15 protein-coding genes are annotated in these 17,081 nt (G+C 39.2%); 11 read left to right on the forward strand and 4 right to left on the reverse strand.

All coding sequences use genetic code 11. The annotated features are described in order from the left end of the window. Positions 1 to 14 precede the first annotated feature (14 nt). The 3 genes from AB6805_RS11410 to AB6805_RS11420 all read left to right on the forward strand — a co-directional run bounded on the left by AB6805_RS11410 (position 15) and on the right by AB6805_RS11420 (position 4,914). Positions 15 to 1,154, forward strand: a complete 1,140-nt coding sequence (locus AB6805_RS11410) for a thioredoxin domain-containing protein (protein WP_370909554.1) — start codon at positions 15 to 17, stop codon at positions 1,152 to 1,154. A 209-nt stretch (positions 1,155 to 1,363) separates the two neighbouring features. Then, on the forward strand, positions 1,364 to 2,413 hold the full coding sequence (locus AB6805_RS11415) for a hypothetical protein (RefSeq protein WP_370909555.1): 1,050 nt from the start codon (positions 1,364 to 1,366) through the stop codon (positions 2,411 to 2,413). 128 nt (positions 2,414 to 2,541) lie between these two features. Continuing rightward, positions 2,542 to 4,914: an ABC transporter permease gene (locus AB6805_RS11420; RefSeq protein ID WP_370909556.1), complete on the forward strand. Its 2,373-nt coding sequence runs from the start codon at positions 2,542 to 2,544 to the stop codon at positions 4,912 to 4,914. Positions 4,915 to 5,108: 194 nt separating this feature from the next. Here the strand turns inward: AB6805_RS11420 and AB6805_RS11425 are convergent, their stop codons facing one another. Further along, positions 5,109 to 6,200: an alpha/beta fold hydrolase gene (locus AB6805_RS11425; RefSeq protein ID WP_370909557.1), complete on the reverse strand. Its 1,092-nt coding sequence runs from the start codon at positions 6,198 to 6,200 to the stop codon at positions 5,109 to 5,111. 235 nt (positions 6,201 to 6,435) lie between these two features. On the opposite strand from AB6805_RS11425, the gene AB6805_RS11430 reads away from it, so the two are divergent. After that, positions 6,436 to 7,143, forward strand: coding sequence for a hypothetical protein (locus AB6805_RS11430; RefSeq protein ID WP_370909558.1), 708 nt, complete (start codon positions 6,436 to 6,438; stop codon positions 7,141 to 7,143). Positions 7,144 to 7,237: 94 nt separating this feature from the next. Further along, complete coding sequence (locus AB6805_RS11435; protein WP_370909559.1) at positions 7,238 to 8,107, forward strand: alpha/beta fold hydrolase; 870 nt, start codon at positions 7,238 to 7,240, stop codon at positions 8,105 to 8,107. Positions 8,108 to 8,258: 151 nt separating this feature from the next. Here AB6805_RS11435 and AB6805_RS11440 read toward each other — a convergent pair whose 3' ends face one another. The 3 genes from AB6805_RS11440 to AB6805_RS11450 form a co-directional block, all read right to left on the reverse strand. After that, positions 8,259 to 8,735 carry a DUF4405 domain-containing protein gene (locus tag AB6805_RS11440; protein ID WP_370909560.1) on the reverse strand — a complete coding sequence of 159 codons (477 nt, stop codon included), beginning with the start codon at positions 8,733 to 8,735 and terminating at the stop codon, positions 8,259 to 8,261. A 30-nt stretch (positions 8,736 to 8,765) separates the two neighbouring features. After that, entirely contained in the window at positions 8,766 to 9,356 is a 591-nt protein-coding gene (locus AB6805_RS11445) for an NAD(P)H-dependent oxidoreductase (RefSeq protein WP_370909561.1), read from the reverse strand. A 75-nt stretch (positions 9,357 to 9,431) separates the two neighbouring features. Then, a complete protein-coding gene (locus tag AB6805_RS11450) occupies positions 9,432 to 9,971 on the reverse strand; it encodes a Crp/Fnr family transcriptional regulator (RefSeq protein ID WP_370909562.1) in 540 nt (179 codons plus the stop codon). A gap of 813 nt (positions 9,972 to 10,784) precedes the next feature. Here AB6805_RS11450 and AB6805_RS11455 point away from each other — a divergent pair. From AB6805_RS11455 to AB6805_RS11480, 6 genes are all read left to right on the forward strand, one after another. After that, positions 10,785 to 11,108, forward strand: coding sequence for a Fic/DOC family N-terminal domain-containing protein (locus tag AB6805_RS11455; protein ID WP_370909563.1), 324 nt, complete (start codon positions 10,785 to 10,787; stop codon positions 11,106 to 11,108). A gap of 48 nt (positions 11,109 to 11,156) precedes the next feature. Continuing rightward, positions 11,157 to 11,825 (forward strand): Fic family protein, encoded by a 669-nt coding sequence (locus tag AB6805_RS11460; RefSeq protein ID WP_370909564.1) that lies wholly within the window; start codon positions 11,157 to 11,159, stop codon positions 11,823 to 11,825. Between the two features lie 544 nt (positions 11,826 to 12,369). After that, entirely contained in the window at positions 12,370 to 12,678 is a 309-nt protein-coding gene (locus AB6805_RS11465) for an RNA recognition motif domain-containing protein (RefSeq protein WP_370909565.1), read from the forward strand. A 542-nt stretch (positions 12,679 to 13,220) separates the two neighbouring features. Continuing rightward, the gene (locus AB6805_RS11470) at positions 13,221 to 13,883 is read left to right on the forward strand and encodes a hypothetical protein (protein WP_370909566.1); all 663 of its coding nucleotides are present in this window, start codon (positions 13,221 to 13,223) and stop codon (positions 13,881 to 13,883) included. Between the two features lie 1,050 nt (positions 13,884 to 14,933). Further along, on the forward strand, positions 14,934 to 15,506 hold the full coding sequence (locus AB6805_RS11475; RefSeq protein WP_370909567.1) for a restriction endonuclease subunit S: 573 nt from the start codon (positions 14,934 to 14,936) through the stop codon (positions 15,504 to 15,506). A gap of 2 nt (positions 15,507 to 15,508) precedes the next feature. Then, a complete protein-coding gene (locus tag AB6805_RS11480; protein WP_370909568.1) occupies positions 15,509 to 17,074 on the forward strand; it encodes an N-6 DNA methylase in 1,566 nt (521 codons plus the stop codon). The last annotated feature ends 7 nt before the right edge of the window (positions 17,075 to 17,081 follow it).

Below are 17,081 nucleotides of genomic sequence, written 5' to 3' on the forward strand. Positions count from 1 at the left end.
AACCCATCATTAATATGAATATTTTCCATCACAGTAAGCGATTTTTCAAAAAGGCTATCGTATTGGCCGGATGTATCTGCCTGGCAACTATTGCCCGGGCCCAGGATGTAACCCTGCATGTAGGTGATGCTGCGCCTCCATTAAAATACGCTAAATGGATAAAGGGAACCCCGGTGACCGAGTACCAAAAAGACCGGCTCTATGTATTTGAATTCTGGGCTACCTGGTGTGGTCCGTGTAAAGCTGCTATGCCACATTTATCGGAGCTGGCAAAAAAATATGAAGACAAAGCGACGTTTGTTGGTGTGAATGTCTGGGAGAAAACGGGCGACAAACCCTATGAGTCATCTCTGCCGGCTGTTACTAAGTTCGTAAACAGTATCGGTGATAAAATGGCGTACAATGTGATTGCCGACAACAACGATCAGTACATGGGTAATAAATGGATGAAGGCATCCGGCCAGAATGGCATTCCTACTACCTTCCTGCTAAAAGAAGGAAAGATTATCTGGATCGGTCATCCGGTTGTCCTCGACTCTATCATGGGATTGGTTATTTCCGGGAAATTTGATATGGCAGCTTTTGCAAAAGATTTTGAACAGAAAACTGCAAAAAATGCCGCCATCTCCAAACAGTTCAATAACGTACTACTGCCTATTGACTCAGCTATCAAAGCAAAGGAATTTGAGAAAGCGTTTGGTATGATCGACAAGGCCATTCCTGAAAATCCCATCTTAGCCATTTCTCTGAAAAACATGAAGTTCTCTGCGTTACTCAGTCATTTTAGTGAGGATACAGCACTTAATTATGCTAAGCAGTGGATAAAAGAAAATCAGCACATCAGCACCTTCGTAGCCAGTACTATTTTAGAAAAAGAGGGTCTTTCCAAACAGGCTTATATCTATGCTGCAGATCTTTTTAAAACTGCGCTGGAAGCGGAAGGAAGTGTTAAACCGCTCATTTACCATGGACTGGCCAAAGCCTATGGAAAAGCCGGTGATCCTAAAAGCGCTGTTGCAGCCGAAGAAAAGGCGATAGCCTGTGCGAAAGAGGCTTTAGAGAAAGGTCAGTGGTTAGGCACTATACTTGATTACACCGTTACGGACTACCAGGACGCCCTGGCAGACTATAAAAAGGCGGCAGAGAGCAAGTAAGATTATGCAGGCATGGAAGGGTATCAGTGGTTATTGAATGACCACCGATACCCTTTTGTTTTGTAAAGATGTTTGTGTCCGGCTTTTTAGCACTATCATCAAGAAAACATTGATATTTATCAGGATAGAAGTTGTTGGTTGGTGCCTTTTTGCCTAATTAGCATTGAGTCTATGTTATCAACATTATCACTGACCATATCAATCAATCTATGAAGAAATTGCTGGTACCCGTGCTTATTACCGCACTTTTTAGCTGTAAAAAGGACAAATCCAAAGACGGCGGACCTGCCCCTGTCGCTACCGCTGAATATTCGTTTGACAGCGATGATAATTCCGGGCTGATGTTCAAAGATGGCGAGTCCATGGAAGTGATGACGTCTGAATCCCGGCGGTATGAAATAGGGAAAGTATTAAGGGTAAAAGCCATTGATTCCGTAACGATAGAAGTGGCCAACTTCGCGCCGGTAGATATACAGGACGCCACTATCCTGTTAACTATAGCAGGCCAGGCCAGGCCCGTCAAACTTTTTAAGATCAGTAAAATAAGGGCGCATGGCATAAAGACAATCAAGTACCCGTTTACCGGAACCACCACAAAGTTCCTTGATACTGACAATAAAGAAGTAGACCTTTCTGCCTATAAAACATCCGGTATTGCTACCAGCAAGGTAATGTTTGATTTTACCGGTGAAACAGACCTGATTAAAAAACTGAAGTCACTGGCCAAATTGAAATGGACTATTAAATACCATGATTTTGACCCAACCGACGACCCCAATAATAACTGGAAGGAAAATATCGATGCAAAGGATGTGAGGAGATTTACCGGCTTTATTATTAACCTGGCTTACCTTTTCCAGGCAGATACTACCAGGAGTGTATTTATAAACGAACCAATTACCAGCAACGAGCAGGTATTGATGACAACAGAACAGAAAAGTACCGCGTTTCAAAAAATGATAGACATTCCTAAATTTAATTGCGGGGTGGTGGTTAATGTTTCCGGATTAGGTGGTGGCGCTACTTTTGGCGTGGCCAATCATATATTGAATGACTACCTGACTGCTGATGTTTGTTTTATTGTAGTGCATGAAATGGGCCATATGATCGGCTATTCGCATAGCTCCACGATGACCTACCCCAGTAACCCGGGAAACAGGGGAGCGGTGATAGCCACCGGCAATGTTTACAAACAAATGCTGGCACAAGGTGCTTTCCCGGTAAAGAAAACCAATTATTATAAAGCGACCGATTTATAGATCTTTAAACCGGACATCAACTGTACAAAACCGGACAGGTTGAAAAATACCAGCAATTTTAATTCATTGATTTTTATAATATTAGAAACTGGTATTTTATTAGTGGCGTGGGTATCAAACCTATCTCCATGTTTAAAAATTATTTTAAGCTCGCCTGGCGCAACCTTATCCACAATAGATTATATAGTCTGCTGAATATATTGGGTCTTGCCACGGGGATGGCAGTGGCATTGATCATTGGTTTGTGGATCTGGTATCAGTATTCTTATGACAGGTTCCTTCCTGATAGTCAGCAGATCTACAAGGCCGGGTTAAAAGGTACCGGGAATAATGGAGAGGTATATGCTTACCTTGTTTCACCTATGCCATTGGCAGAAGCATTGAGAAGGGACGTTCCGGGTATCAAACATGCGGTCATGACAGACTGGATAAAACCTCACGGACTGGTAGCGGGAGAGAAGAAGATATACCTGCCGGGAATAATAGCGGAGAATGATTTCCTGAAAATATTTCAATATCCTTTGTTAAAAGGCCGCGCAGAGCAGGTATTAAATGATCCTTATTCGATCGTACTTACGGAGTCGACCGCAAAATCATTATTTGGAAATGAAGATCCGCTGAATAAGATTGTCCGTATCGATAATCAGAACAATCTGAAAGTGACTGGTGTGTTAAAAGATATTCCGGACAATTCTACTTTGAAATTTAACTACGTTATCCCTTATGAATATCTTATTCAGAACAGCGATATAAAAGAATACCTCAACATGTGGGGCCAGATTACATCCAATGTGTATGTGTCATTACAGCCGGGAGTATCCTATGCGCAGGTGGAGCCGGCACTGAAGAAGATCATAGCCAGATATAACCCCGAAGAATACAAGCATTCGCATACGGAAGTAATCATGCAGGAAATGAAAGACTGGCATCTCTATACGGAGTTTAAAAATGGGGTTGCTACGGGTGGGATGATCAGCTATGTAAGAGTATTTAGTATTACCGGGATACTTGTGCTGCTGATTGCCTGTATTAATTTTATGAATCTTTCTACAGCGCGGTCTGAAAAAAGAGCAAAGGAGGTAGGCGTGAGAAAAGTCATGGGCTCCCAGCGATATGAACTGATTTTACAATTTCTGACAGAATCTTTTGTGATTACCTTTGCCGCATTTATCGTATCGCTGCTGTTGGTACAGATTGCATTACCTTCATTTAATACATTAACACAGGCAACTATCCGCATTCCATACACGAATGTATTTTTCTGGGTCATTATGATCAGCTATTTGCTGCTCACTGGTTTACTGGCGGGCAGCCGCCCTGCTTTTTATCTTTCTTCTTTCAGACCTGTCAGAATATTAAAAGCAGATCGTGGAGCGGTCCGTTCGAGAAAAATGCTGGTATTAATACAATTCTCCTGTTCCATAACACTCATCATCAGCACCATCATTATTTATCAGCAGATAAAATATGCACAGGAACGTCCTGTAGGCTATGATCAGCAACGGTTAATGATGACAGACGCCAGCAGCGATCTGAAGAAAAATTATCCGGCTTTAAAAAATGATTTGCTGCAGAGTGGTGTGGTAACGGATGTAACCATGTCTTCGGAGACCGTCATTGCACTCAGGAACTTCAGCAGTATCGAAAACTGGCCTGGAAAAACACCCGTGGAGGAAGTAGGTGCTGCAGTTGTGTTTGTTGCGGATAATAATTATTTCAAAACGATGGATATAGATCTGGCTGCAGGCAGGGACTTTACTGGTAATACAAGCGCCGATTCGTTGAATGTAATCGTGAATGAAGCCGCTATTAAACGGATGAAGCTGAAAGACCCGATAGGACAGGTTATTGCTTACAATGGCCGTCATAATTTAAAGATCATAGGTGTCGCCAAGGATGCAATTATGGAATCTCCTTTTTCGTCGCCGACTCCTACTGTCTTTATGTACAGCCCTGGCGGAGCAAGATTTATTACCTACCGGTTGTCTCCAAAGGTGAGTACAACAAAAGCGGTTGATAGGATTGCCGGGATCTTTGGACAGTATAATACAGCTTATCCCTATATCTACAAATTTGCCGATGAAGCTTATGCAAAGAAATTTGAACTGGAAATGCTGATCGGTAAATTAACCGGTCTGTTCTCTCTGTTGGCAATTTTTATTTCCTGTCTTGGTTTGTTTGGGCTGGCCTCCTATATGGCAGAACAGCGAACCAAAGAAATTGGCATACGGAAAGTATTGGGAGCGTCTATCATGCAGTTATGGGCATTATTATCCCGTGAATTTATTGTACTTGTGATGATCAGTTGTTTGATCGCCTCTCCGCTGGCCTTCTATTTTCTTAATAACTGGCTGGAGAAATATGTATATCGCATCAGCATAGGCCCACTGGTTTTCATCCTGGCGGCCATAATCACTGTCGGTATTACGGTGCTTACGGTGAGTTTCCACGCAGTAAGAGCCGCTATGGTGAATCCGGTGCGGAGTTTGAAGACGGAATAGCTGCATTGGCACAATACGAAAAAGGCCTTCAGGCTATTCATCTGAAGGCTTTTAATCTTTTGCTAAACTTTCGGGTTTATTTCGCGGACCGGATGGGAAATGTAAAGCTTCCAGCAGCAACAAACCGGAAGGTTCTTTTGCTTTTTGCACTGGTTGTTGAAAAGGAATTGAAAGAAGGATCAGCGCTATTGTGCTTATTTTATTTCCTGCTTTAAAAACTCAATCAATGCATTGTTTACTTCCTGGGCCCGCTCTTGCTGGACCCAATGGCCGCAATTTTCCAAAAGAATGACTTTTCTGAGATTCGGAAGACTGTTTTTCATCTGCTCTGTACTGCCAAATTTAATAGCAGCCTCTTTTGCCCCACCAATGAACAGTACAGGTTGGGTGATTCCTCTTTTATAAATTTTTTTAAGTTTCGGATAGTCCTCATCAGTATTACGATAGAAACCTAATGCGCCGGTTATACCTGTCTTTTTATATGCATTGACATAATAATCAAGATCTTCCTTGCTAAGCCATGCGGGGAGGTGATCTGTTGGAGGAAAGGAGGTCATTAACCTGTCATTGGGTGTTGTCTTTAAGTAAAGTTTTTCGATGGTACCGTCCGGTGCATCTCCGGAAAGGGCATAGAAAAAAAGTTTGAAAAACCGCTCGGGGTTCTTTTCAAATTCAGTTTCCACAATCCCTTTCTTTTCAAAATTAGTGAAAACACTTGACCATTTTTTCCGGATCATTGCCGGGTCTCTTGGTTCCGGATAAAAAGGTATGCTCAGTGCGACTACTGCACTTACCGTATTCGGGTATAGCTGTGCCATAGTCCACATCAGATTTGCCCCCCAATCATGTCCTACTATTACAACTTTGTCAGCGCCAATATGATCAATGAGCGCCTTCACATCCCTGGCATGCTGAATTAAGCTATAATCCCTTTCGTCAGTTGTAACCTCTGACTCCCCGAAACCGCGCAGATCTGGTGCTACAGCATGATAACCTGCCTGGGCAAGCGCAGACAGTTGCTGCCTCCAGGAATACCATAGTTCCGGGAAACCGTGCAACAGTATAACCAGAGGCCCTTTCCCGGCTTCTGCATAATGGTATTTAATTCCGTTAACGGTAATGTATTGATGTGTTAGCTTAATAGAATCTGTGTTTTTCATAGTCCTGCTTTTAGTTTGTCTTTTAGAGGAGGCAATCATGGTGTCAGTCATACAGATCAGCAGAATAGCAAAACCTATTGCCAAATGTATTTTCCTTTTAAAGGAATGGCAGCGTATTTTTTTCATTCTTTTGATTTTTTATAAGGACGATATTAATTATAACCTGCATGCAATTTGAGAATGAATCGACTCGTTTTGCAAATGAATAGACATCACGTGCAAATGTGTAGATAACCTCGCATCGCCCGGCATCATTTGCAGTTTAGCGGCTACTAATTTTGGAAATCGGAGTAAATATGAGGAAGAAAGGAAGCTTTGCTTTACCTTATAGTATGAATCACCGTTTAATAAATGAAAAACTATGGAACAAAACTTTAGCTTCAATTCAGAAAAATGTGACTATTGGCTAGTTTATGAAACAATAAATCACTATTATCCGATTGGGATATTGCCAAATTCCCCGGAAGCTGCGGATCCGGCATGGCAAATCTACCATCAATTTAAGGGGCAAAGGGCTCTCGGAAAATTGATTGAAGTGAATTTTGCGGATGGGAAGGTGTACAAAGACCAGTGGGAATCCATTGGAACGGATTTAGGCAAGGGATTGAATTTAAGATCAGAGGGTACCACTTATGGTGAAGTTCCTTCCTACAGTTTCTACCTGGAATTGTCCAACATTGAAGCAGGCAATCATACGGTCTTTAAACGAATACATGTTGCCATCAGTCTACTAGGGCCATTTTTTACAATTTGGGGGGTGGACGGTTCCATGTTACAGCTAAACAGGAGATTCTACCAGGCAATTAATGCCATTACAATTTCGCCATTTGAAGAGTACGAGCAGATTTTTAAAGAAGCATATCAGAAAATAAAGACTAGATTTCCGGATTATAAATTTGTCCCACATGATCTTTGCAACATGACCATTCCCGGATTGGAGTTTAGAATCCATTCGTATCCGATGGCGAAAAAAGGATTGATCTATCACGCCCTTTTTAATTATTTACTGACTGGCTACGAAGTCACAAGGGGAAACAGATATTTCGGATCTGATTACTGGATGAAATGAGTACTATGAGTTAAATGTAATTGCCGATATTTAATCGGACAGAAATGAACCAGGGTAACACAACTTTTTCTTACCTATAAACGTAGATCAGGCAATGAACCTCCCAGAGAATTATACTACCGACTATGTGGTGTCAAAGGATGGAACAAGAGTCGGTTATAGACAAATTGGGGCCGGGCCTGGAGTTATCCTTGTCCATGGCGGTATGATGACTTCTAAAAATTTCATCAAACTTGCCAGCTTCTTATCAGCTGAATTCACTGTATATATTCCAGACAGGCGGGGTCGCGGTTTAAGTGGTCCGTTTGGCCAGAACTATGGCATTGGATCAGAAAGCGAGGATTTGCTGGCATTAATCCATAAGACGGCAACTGATAAGATATTCGGGCTTAGCTCCGGTGCAATAGGTGTACTTCAAACGGCCATCATAGAACCAGCGCTTAAAAAAGTGGTCCTCTACGAACCTCCGATCCCAGTTAAAGGAACCGACCCTGCGGCCTGGAGCGGTCGCTATGAATCAGCCCTCTCCCGCGGAAACCTTGGAAAAGCAATGTTCACGGCCATAAAAGGCACCGACGACCCTTCATTTTTTACAGCCCTGCCCGGCTTCCTAATTGCACCATTGCTAAATATTGCTATAAACGCAAATGCTAAGAAACAAGCGGGCGATGACGTGTCCTTTAAATCCTTAATTCCAACGATGCATTACGATCTCATATTAGTTCGTGAATCTTCCGGACTGATAGACGGTTGTAAAGAAATTAAAGCTGAAGTGCTACTGATGGGAGGAACAAGGAGCCAACGTTACCTTAAACTTGCACTTGATACATTAAGCACCACTTTGCCAAAGGCAAAGCGTGTAGAATTCCATGGTTTAGGACATACGGCCGCCGACAATGACAACAGCCCGGAAAAAATCGCAAAAGAGTTAATTGTCTTTTTTCAACAAAGCGCTATACATTAATTGTAAGAATAAGTCGTGATGACAAATTTTTGATTTGTCGGATTAAATCGCGCCCAATACAGTTAAAACGTAACCCTGGAAGTAAGTTTAAACTGGACTTACCTCATTGGTATCATCCTGACACGCTGCCGCCCTGTTGATTTCAAAAAGTTTAGTCCATTAGTAATTCAATAACTTCCTGTGGATCTGTATCATTTTTTTTCCAAATATCTTCGAGCGTTTTTATGTCGCTTATTTTATACCCCTTTTCTTCTAACTTTCTGATGGCTATCGGATAGTCTATGTTCAGAATTTTGCATGATTCCTTTAAAGGAGCTTTAAATGTTTTGTCGACAATAACAATATCTAATGGCAGTTGCTTTCGTTCCAGATAAACAAAAGTTAAAGTTAACACTGTTACAGCAATGGCCGCTGGCATAAATACTTGTTTCATAAAATGGACTTTTAAGCCTTTCCAATTTAGTATAATATGTAAAATTGCGGCAAGTACGAACCCAATTCCAATTAATTCATGTGCAACTTCAGTATATCCATCAAAGAGATGAAATAGCATAAAAATCCCCGTAATAGCCAAGACTATAAACAGCAAGGAGATGAAGGGTGTTACATATTTTCTGTCTGGTTTCATTTTTTAGAATTCGTTTTTTGTTGTTAAAGTCTATTTAAAATCAGTAAACCTTTTTTCTAAATTATTTAACCATTTGACTCTCTTTTCCTGGGTAACCGATTTTACCCTGTTATAACTAATCCAATTCAGGTTCTTATATCCCATCGTTTTGAAAACGCTTCTCAACATTACTTTCTGAATCAAATTTCCGATGAGCAGCGAATACATTACTTTTGGTTTGTTCATTGTGGTAATGAGCGTAATACTTTTCAGGTTTTTTAAAAGCGGAATGAGCCCGAAACCTCGTGGGTGATGATCATACACAACTGCTGGTGCTAATACTCTGTCTATAAACCCTTTGGTTGTAGCCGGCATAATGTCCCACCAGATCGGAAAAATAAAAATCAGATGGTCTGCCTTTTCCAATCTTTTACCGTAATCGATTACCTGTGGGTCTACGGCTTGATGTGCTACAAAGCCTGTTAAATCTTCCGCAGACATTCTGGGGTTAAATTCTTCCCGGTCAAGGTGCATCAGGTCAATTTCGTGGTTGGCTTTTCGAAGCCCATTGGTAACCACGCTAAGTATGGCATTGCAGTAGCTTCCTTCGAAAGGATGGTTATATACGATTACTGTTCTCATTTTTATTGTTCATTTACAATGTAAAATTGAGAAGGATTTAACCGCCGGACGATAACAATTGTTAATAAAGTTTTTTTATCTTCTGTTGCGTATCCTACTTAGAGATACAGAAGTAATGCCTAAGTAAGAAGCTATATAGTGCTGTGGGATGCGTTTTATAATTTCCGGATGCTGTTCCAGCAATTCTGCATAGCGTTGTTGAGGCGTATTTTTTAAATAGGAAAAGAAAATCTGTTGACTTTTTATAAGCCGCATAAATAGATGTTCAACCAGATTGTCTTTTAGCTCAGGTGAGTTTTGGATAATATCTTGAAAATCTTTTTGTGAAATGGTCTGTAAGACACAGGGCTCCAAACTTTCAATACTGTATAAACTTGGCCGGTTAGTTCTAAAACTTTCAATGGAAGATACACTGTCACCTTCAAAGAAGAATTGAGTGGTTATTTCTTTGCCGTCATTGTTAACCCAAGTCCGCAAACATCCTTTTTCAATAAAGTACATAGTTTTTGATACTTTCCCTTCTTGCAAGAGGATGGATTTAGCCGGAACCTCTATTTGTTTGAAATAGGGGCTGAATATTTCCCATTTTTTTGGCTGCACATTTTCCTGTTTCATCTTATTTTTAGTGCTATTTTAGGGTTGCCGCTAACATTAGGCGACTAATTAGCGGATCCGGAGCGAGTTCTCTCTGCCGACTCGATTAAAGTTATGAAAAAGCTGACTCATGCCGGCCTTAACCAGCGATTTTTTTAAGGCTGCCTTTTTGTTAACACACGACAGTGTAAAAAGCAATGAATAAATCGGGTAATATTTTTTGACCCAGGGATAGTTCCGCTCTTTGGAGTCCACAGTCAGGAGGATAGTAATTGGCATCTTTCCGTCTTTAGATGCCTTTGATTTTTCCAGAATTAATAGAATGGAAAGTTTTTCATTGACCTTCATAACACACATTTCTTCATAACACACATTTTAGGTGATCGAATAAAAATTCGCTCGTTCCTAAACCCATCTCACAAAAACATTGGGCTAACCCGAGGGGGCCAATTTCGGAAATAAAACAGGTACCCTTTCTCTTTGGTAATGTTTGTTATTACTTAATATGCTTTTCTTGCTAAAACCCTTATCCTGGTGGGTTTTAACAAAAAAAGCCACTCTTTAAGAGTGGCTTTGCGGGTTGGAGGGGACAATGTTCGAACCGGTTCGTAGATAATTTATTTGAAATTCAGACATTTATTAGTGAAATTAATTTGAGATCCCCGTCATTAATATATGATTTCCCCTTGAAATGTGAACGAGGGCGAAAATTACCTCTGTTTATTTAACGAGGGCGAAAATTACGTATATTTGCCCTTGTTCTTCTTTTGAGGACAAAATTTACCCGCGTTTTTAAATGGAAAAATATGCCATATAATTCATCTATTCCTTATAATGATCTACCAGGATACTACTATCCTTAAAAAGACCATCGCAGCTAGTCGGTCTTTATCAGAGCTAAAAGGTGCAATTACCAATCTCCCTAATCCTACTTTATTTATTGATACTATAAATTTGCAGGAAGCTCAGGCAAGTTCTGCTATTGAGAATATTATCACAACACAGGATGAGTTATTCAGAGCTTCAATTAATGAAAAAGGAAGAGGTTCCTCTGCCACTAAAGAAGTAATACATTATAAAGATGCACTTTGGTATGGGATAAAGCAAATTCAGAAAAAGCCTGTTCTGACTACTAATCTCTTTATTTCCATCATGTAGATTATAAAAGAGAATAATTCGGGTATTCGTAATGTACCTGGAACACAATTGAAAAACCCGGCAACAGAAAAGATCATCTATACGCCCCCGGAAGGAGAATCTATAATTCGGGAAAAATTAAAGAATCTTGAAGATTTTATCCATGCTGAAGACGGAATAGATCCGTTGATAAAAATGGCTGTTATTCATTACCAGTTCGAAGCTATACATCCATTTTTTGATGGCAATGGCCGTACGGGAAGAATTATCATATTACTGTATCTCCAGCTGACAGGGTTATTAGACCTACCTGCATTGTATTTAAGTGATTATATCATCCGGCATAAAAATGAGTATTATGCAAATTTAAGGAGAGTAACGGAAGAGAAAGATTGGGCTTCGTGGATTTTATATATGCTGGATATGATTGAGCAGACATCCTCCAAAGGACGTCATCAGATTATTGAAATTGAAAGGCTAATGGAACAGATGAGCGTTGAAATTCAGGAAAAGTTACCGAGGATATATTCTAAAGATCTCATTGAAGTCCTTTTCAAATTACCATATACTAAACGTTCTCAATTGGAATTAGCTGGGCTTGGGAATCTAAAAACAGTTGGTGGTTATTTAACGGTATTAGAAGAAAACGGATTTCTGAAGAGCGAACAAGTTGGGAAAGAAAAGTTATATTTAAATTATCGGTTATTAGAACTACTTCAACATACAAGCCGTAATTAAATAATTGTCGGTTGTCTTTTGCACGTACTTCTATCAGGAGATCTTCTATAGTTTATTGAGTAATAGGTTACCTGCCTTTTCTGACTTTATATAGACATGTACAATGGAATTATCGATTAAGAATTATAAAAATATGCTGCCTAAAGATCTGATAAAAAGAGCGGGAAAGTGCAGTGTAAGAGAATATCTGTATGAAAATTAGGAGAGTGTTAGAAATAAAAAATTATTATTAGCTATCCAAACAGAATGTTCGTGATTTGCCTCCTTCTTAATGGGTGGGTTAACAATTTTATTCTTTACCTGTAAACTAAAAATGGTTGTTAGCTAATCACCAATAACCATTTTTAGTTTAACGGGCGTTAGAGTTGCAGGGAGCTAACTTTTGACGCATTTGTAATATCCCCATAGAGTAATCCTGTAATACCCAATTTATTGCTCTAACTTTAGCAAAGTTGCATTGGCTTCTTCTGATTTAGCTTGGGCTTCTTTTTTCTTTTTAGTCCCTATTTTTCAGTAATATGTATATTTAATTAAAATTATATTTGTGAATATTTTTGTAGGTAATATAAGTGACAGAACAACTGAAGATGAGATTTGGTCTTTATTTGACCCGTTTGGAGTTGTATATAGTATTAATGTAGCTTATGATAAGTACAGTGGCCGTTCTAAAGGCTTTGCATTCGTTGAAATGCCAGACGATTCTAATGCAGTACAGGCAATTAAGCAATTAAATAATTCAGTAGTTGCTGGCCAGACAATAGTAGTGTATGAGGCTCGGCCAAAACCTGAAGGACGAGAAAATAATCGTTTCTCCAGATCTGGCCCACGCCCTGGATTTAAACCCAGATACTAATAGTTGGATGTTTTAAAACGTCGGTTACCTTTTTAGGAGAACAAAAGTGCAAAGCCACAGAATACCTTAAGTAGTTGGTAGCTTTGCTTTTACTTTTCTATGTACCGGATGGCAGCACCGTTTTCTCTTACTATTATTGACACGTCAAATGCCCTCCCCCAAAAAATTGCCTGGCATTCGATTAACATATGCCATTGGGTGAATCACTAAGAAATAAATAAGAAGTATTTTATTTATTTAAGGAAATTAAAGGGAAATCGACTAACTAATCGACCATAAAACAAAAAACCCGCGACTAGCGCGGGTCTTCCCAAATTCTTGCGGGGTGGAGGGGACAATGTTCGAACCTATTAGTGGCAGATCTGGAGAAAATTTCCTTGGTGACCCACGAGATTATTTAAACAAAATTGTAATTTAAAGGAATCAATTTTCCGATTAGATTTAGTTATAAGTATTTACAATTGTATTGAAAATCATCCTGTTGTGCAGTTGGGTCGACATGAAATTCAAAATTTCCTTGATTTTTAGTAGTTTTACTTCAAATGGATACTAATGATACCAGAAGCAAACTTAAAAATATCATTGACGGAGTTATCATTGAGGGGGCAGCAGATAATTGCACAGCAACCAGAAATATCCTATGCGCAAGCTTTAGCACAAGTACAACGGTTAAAAGAGATTTCGAAAGTAAAGCAATCACAAAAAAAGAGCAGGTCGAATTCTTAAAAACCTACGCGTCGGAAAAAAATCTTTGGATAAAGCAAGCCCCAAACGAATCCCAATATCTAGCCAGAGGTGGTGAATCCAAAGTTTATTTTGAAGCAGAAACTAACAGTGTTATTAAATTAAATGATGGAATTTATTATGCCACATGGTTGGAGTTCTTTAACAGTATTGTGATTCACAATCTTCTTTTCCCCAATACAGCTTATAGTTTTCTTGGATTTATTGAAATTGAAGATACATTTTGCATCGTGTTAAAACAACCGTTTGTTACATCTGATGATGCAGTTGATCTGGCCGATGTTAAAAATTTATTGGCATATAATGGGTTTGAAAATACATTAAGGAATGGACTTCCTACCAACAATTATTACAACAAAGAGTTAGGATTGATTCTTGAAGATATACATGATGAAAATGTTATCGTGAAATCCAATACACTTTTCTTTATTGATACGGTATTCTATACAGCCTTTCAATAACGTAAATATTGGAGCTATTAGGTAATTACCAAAATTTGAACCTACCAGACAGTAAGCATAGTTTTAGATATGAGTTCTTCAAGTAACGCTCCGGAAATGATATCCCAACTTCATACTACAAAGAAGTTTATAGTAATCCTCAAAACTTAGTCGAGATGGAATTTCACACTTTTCGCAAATCTAATTTGGCTATACATTATTGCTGGTAGAGGAGAAGAATCTGTAATAATCGTTTCTTAATGAAGTACGATAAAGAAATGAGAGAGAACTCGCCTAGATACTTGACTAACTAATCGACCATAAAAGAAAAACCCGCGACTAGCGCGGGTTCCTTCGAGATTTTGTGGGGTGGAGGGGACAATGTTCGAACTTTCTATGTGCAGATATGGAGGCGATATTGAAATTTAGGAGCATGGATTCCAATCCGTTATGTCATTGATAAACAATAAATAATATATAGTTAAAAATGACTATTTGGATGTTTAGATTAAATTGCCCCTAGTTTTTGCTTTAACACTGGTTTTAGAGGATTTAGAACCAGGTTGTCAATATGAGTAAGATAAGAAAGGAATTGTGTGTTCTGGAAAAAGGTTGCAGCATCAGACAAGTTTGAATTCGAAGCCATCTATAGAAGATGAAAAGTGAGTAAACCTTTTTGGACTTTCAACAAGATTTTGCCTGTCTTGAAATATAAATTTGCATCATTTACGGATCTCCTGCTACATAGAAAGCGTAAATTAATCAGGGTATATAAATAATTTAGATTCCATAATGAGATGAGGGACACGCAAATGCTTACATAAAACCTTCTGTTAATCTAAGAAACACTCTGAATATATTTCCAACCACTTTTAATTATCATTTTGATGAGTAACGGTTAATAATATGTACCGTGATATACAAACCTAATATCCGGTATCGCCAATATACCTATTAATAATGCCAGTATAGCTGTTTGTATAATCCTATACAAAGGATCGTGTAATTTATTTTTTCTTCCGTTTGTGATATTTTTTTCTACCTTTGGAATGCCGCCAAAACTATAAATACATGTTCCATCTTAGCAAATACGCAGATATTTACTTCGGTTATACACCCAGGGCTCCCTTAGACAATGCGTACAAAGGTGAATACACCTTGTTGCAGCCAAGAGACATAAACGTTGCAACACATTCTTTTAATGCAATTGATGCTACTAAAATAGATGGCCATGTTGCAGAGAAGCATCTGCTTGTAAAAGGGGATATTTTGGTATTATGCAAAGGGAGAAACACACCGGTGATTGTATTTGATGGCAAAATAACCAAAGCGGTAGCCACTTCTGCTTTTGTAATTATACGAGTCACCGCAGGGAAACTTGATCCTTATTATCTGACTTGGTACATGCAGCAGGTGGATGCACAAAATTACTTCCTATCACGGAAGGCAGGTACCACGGTGCTGAATTTACCTATTAAAGCTATCCAAGAATTGCAAATCCCTATACTCGACATGAAAAAGCAAGAGATTTTTGGTGAGTTGTACAGAAATAGAATCAGGCTCCAGTCAATACAACTCGCCCTGCTCGAGAAAGAAAGCCTGTTAATAGACACGAATTTATCTAATCTTCTTAAAACAGTATAAGGATGAGCGCAATTTCTATTCAGGAAAATATGCTTCGTGAGATCCAGATTCAACTTTCCAGGCTTCATGATTTTTCCAGGCAATTCGATAGTGGGTATACTGGACGCTGTGTACTTGCTATGGTGTTGTTGAAGTACATAAATGATTATCAGGATGTCAGATATCAGCAATATTTGAGGCAGTATCAAGGTGATCATGACTTGATCAACCGCAAGATGGAACGTGAACGCTTTGTGCTACCGCTTGGCACAAATTTTATAACTCTCCATAAGCAAATACATTCACATCGCTTATCGGCTGGGAATATTCTTAATCAATATACCAGGAGTATTGAATTGGCAAATGAGCACAAACTCGGCGATTTATTTCGAGACGTTGATTTCAACAATGCAACCCGAGCTGGAGCGTCAGAATCAGATTGGCGACAATTTCTTGTCCATCTGGTAGCAGCCGTTGGCAAAATGACATTGGTGGTAGCAAACAACAATAATAAGGAGATTGTTCGTGAGATGCTGCTGTCAAGAATTTTATCATACTGGCCTATAATGTCTGGCTTTACTGGCACAGAACACTTTTATGCTCCCACTGAGCTACATAGCTTGCTAATAAAATTAATGGCCCCGAAAGCCGGAAGCCGGATATTTGATCCTGCATGTAATAATGGCTCTTTGTTAATTGAAGCCGCATCTGCTGTAACGGATATTCATAATAATCCCTCAGATAATTATGCTTTGTATGGCCAGGAAGCCTTAGCCGAAATAGTTATATTAACCAGAATTCAAATGTTGCTGTTAGAGTTAGACGATGCGCAGATCACAATAGGAGATCCGATCAGAAGTCCACTATTGACAAAAGAAGGAGAGCTGCTTGAATTTGATGTTTTAATATCTAATTTACCCTGGAATATCCATAACTGGGGTCACGATATCGCATTAAATGACAAGTTTAACCGGTTCAATTGGGGAATTGTTCCTGAAATGAAGGGAGATTGGGCTTATATACAACATATGATCAGTGCCGCGTCCCCTAAGGGACGTATTGGTGTGATTATTCCTCATGGTTTGTTGTTCCGGGAAGGCAAGGAACAACAAGTGCGCAAAGCAATAGTTGAAAATAATCTGCTAGATGCTGTAATAGCACTTCCTTCCAACTTATTCTACTTTACGAAACTACCCTGCGTAATAATTCTGTTGGATAAAAACAGAGGGGAAAAGAAAGAAGTACTTTTTATTAATGCCAGCGGCGAGTTTCAGGCAGATAAACGACAAAATAAATTAAGAGTAGAGGATATTACACATATTGTCTCCGTATATAAAAAATTTAAGGAAGAATTTGGTGTAAACAATGATAGGATAGAGGCGCAATACAGCGCAGTTGTTCTTCCTCAAGAGATAGCAACCAATGACTACAATTTTAATGTATCGAGGTATGTAACGTCGGAATCTAATGATACACCTCTTCCGATGAATATCGGTGAACTTGAATTGGATATTGAAATTCTGAAAGAGGAATTAGACGAAATCAGGCAGAATATTAAGCTGAACATTCAAAAGTTGAACATTCAATAAACGCAAG

Source organism: Chitinophaga sp. RCC_12, from assembly GCF_041360695.1.
Lineage (GTDB): Bacteria > Bacteroidota > Bacteroidia > Chitinophagales > Chitinophagaceae > Chitinophaga.

Bases quoted from the DNA above. Each gene is read 5' to 3' on its own strand.
- AB6805_RS11410 (WP_370909554.1), top strand. From the start codon at position 15: ATGAATATTTTCCATCACAGTAAGCGATTTTTCAAAAAGGCTATCGTA.
- AB6805_RS11415 (WP_370909555.1), top strand. From the start codon at position 1,364: ATGAAGAAATTGCTGGTACCCGTGCTTATTACCGCACTTTTTAGCTGT.
- AB6805_RS11420 (WP_370909556.1), top strand. From the start codon at position 2,542: ATGTTTAAAAATTATTTTAAGCTCGCCTGGCGCAACCTTATCCACAAT.
- AB6805_RS11425 (WP_370909557.1), bottom strand. From the start codon at position 6,200: ATGAAAAAAATACGCTGCCATTCCTTTAAAAGGAAAATACATTTGGCA.
- AB6805_RS11430 (WP_370909558.1), top strand. From the start codon at position 6,436: ATGGAACAAAACTTTAGCTTCAATTCAGAAAAATGTGACTATTGGCTA.
- AB6805_RS11435 (WP_370909559.1), top strand. From the start codon at position 7,238: ATGAACCTCCCAGAGAATTATACTACCGACTATGTGGTGTCAAAGGAT.
- AB6805_RS11440 (WP_370909560.1), bottom strand. From the start codon at position 8,735: ATGAAACCAGACAGAAAATATGTAACACCCTTCATCTCCTTGCTGTTT.
- AB6805_RS11445 (WP_370909561.1), bottom strand. From the start codon at position 9,356: ATGAGAACAGTAATCGTATATAACCATCCTTTCGAAGGAAGCTACTGC.
- AB6805_RS11450 (WP_370909562.1), bottom strand. From the start codon at position 9,971: ATGAAACAGGAAAATGTGCAGCCAAAAAAATGGGAAATATTCAGCCCC.
- AB6805_RS11455 (WP_370909563.1), top strand. From the start codon at position 10,785: ATGATCTACCAGGATACTACTATCCTTAAAAAGACCATCGCAGCTAGT.
- AB6805_RS11470 (WP_370909566.1), top strand. From the start codon at position 13,221: ATGGATACTAATGATACCAGAAGCAAACTTAAAAATATCATTGACGGA.
- AB6805_RS11475 (WP_370909567.1), top strand. From the start codon at position 14,934: ATGTTCCATCTTAGCAAATACGCAGATATTTACTTCGGTTATACACCC.
- AB6805_RS11480 (WP_370909568.1), top strand. From the start codon at position 15,509: ATGAGCGCAATTTCTATTCAGGAAAATATGCTTCGTGAGATCCAGATT.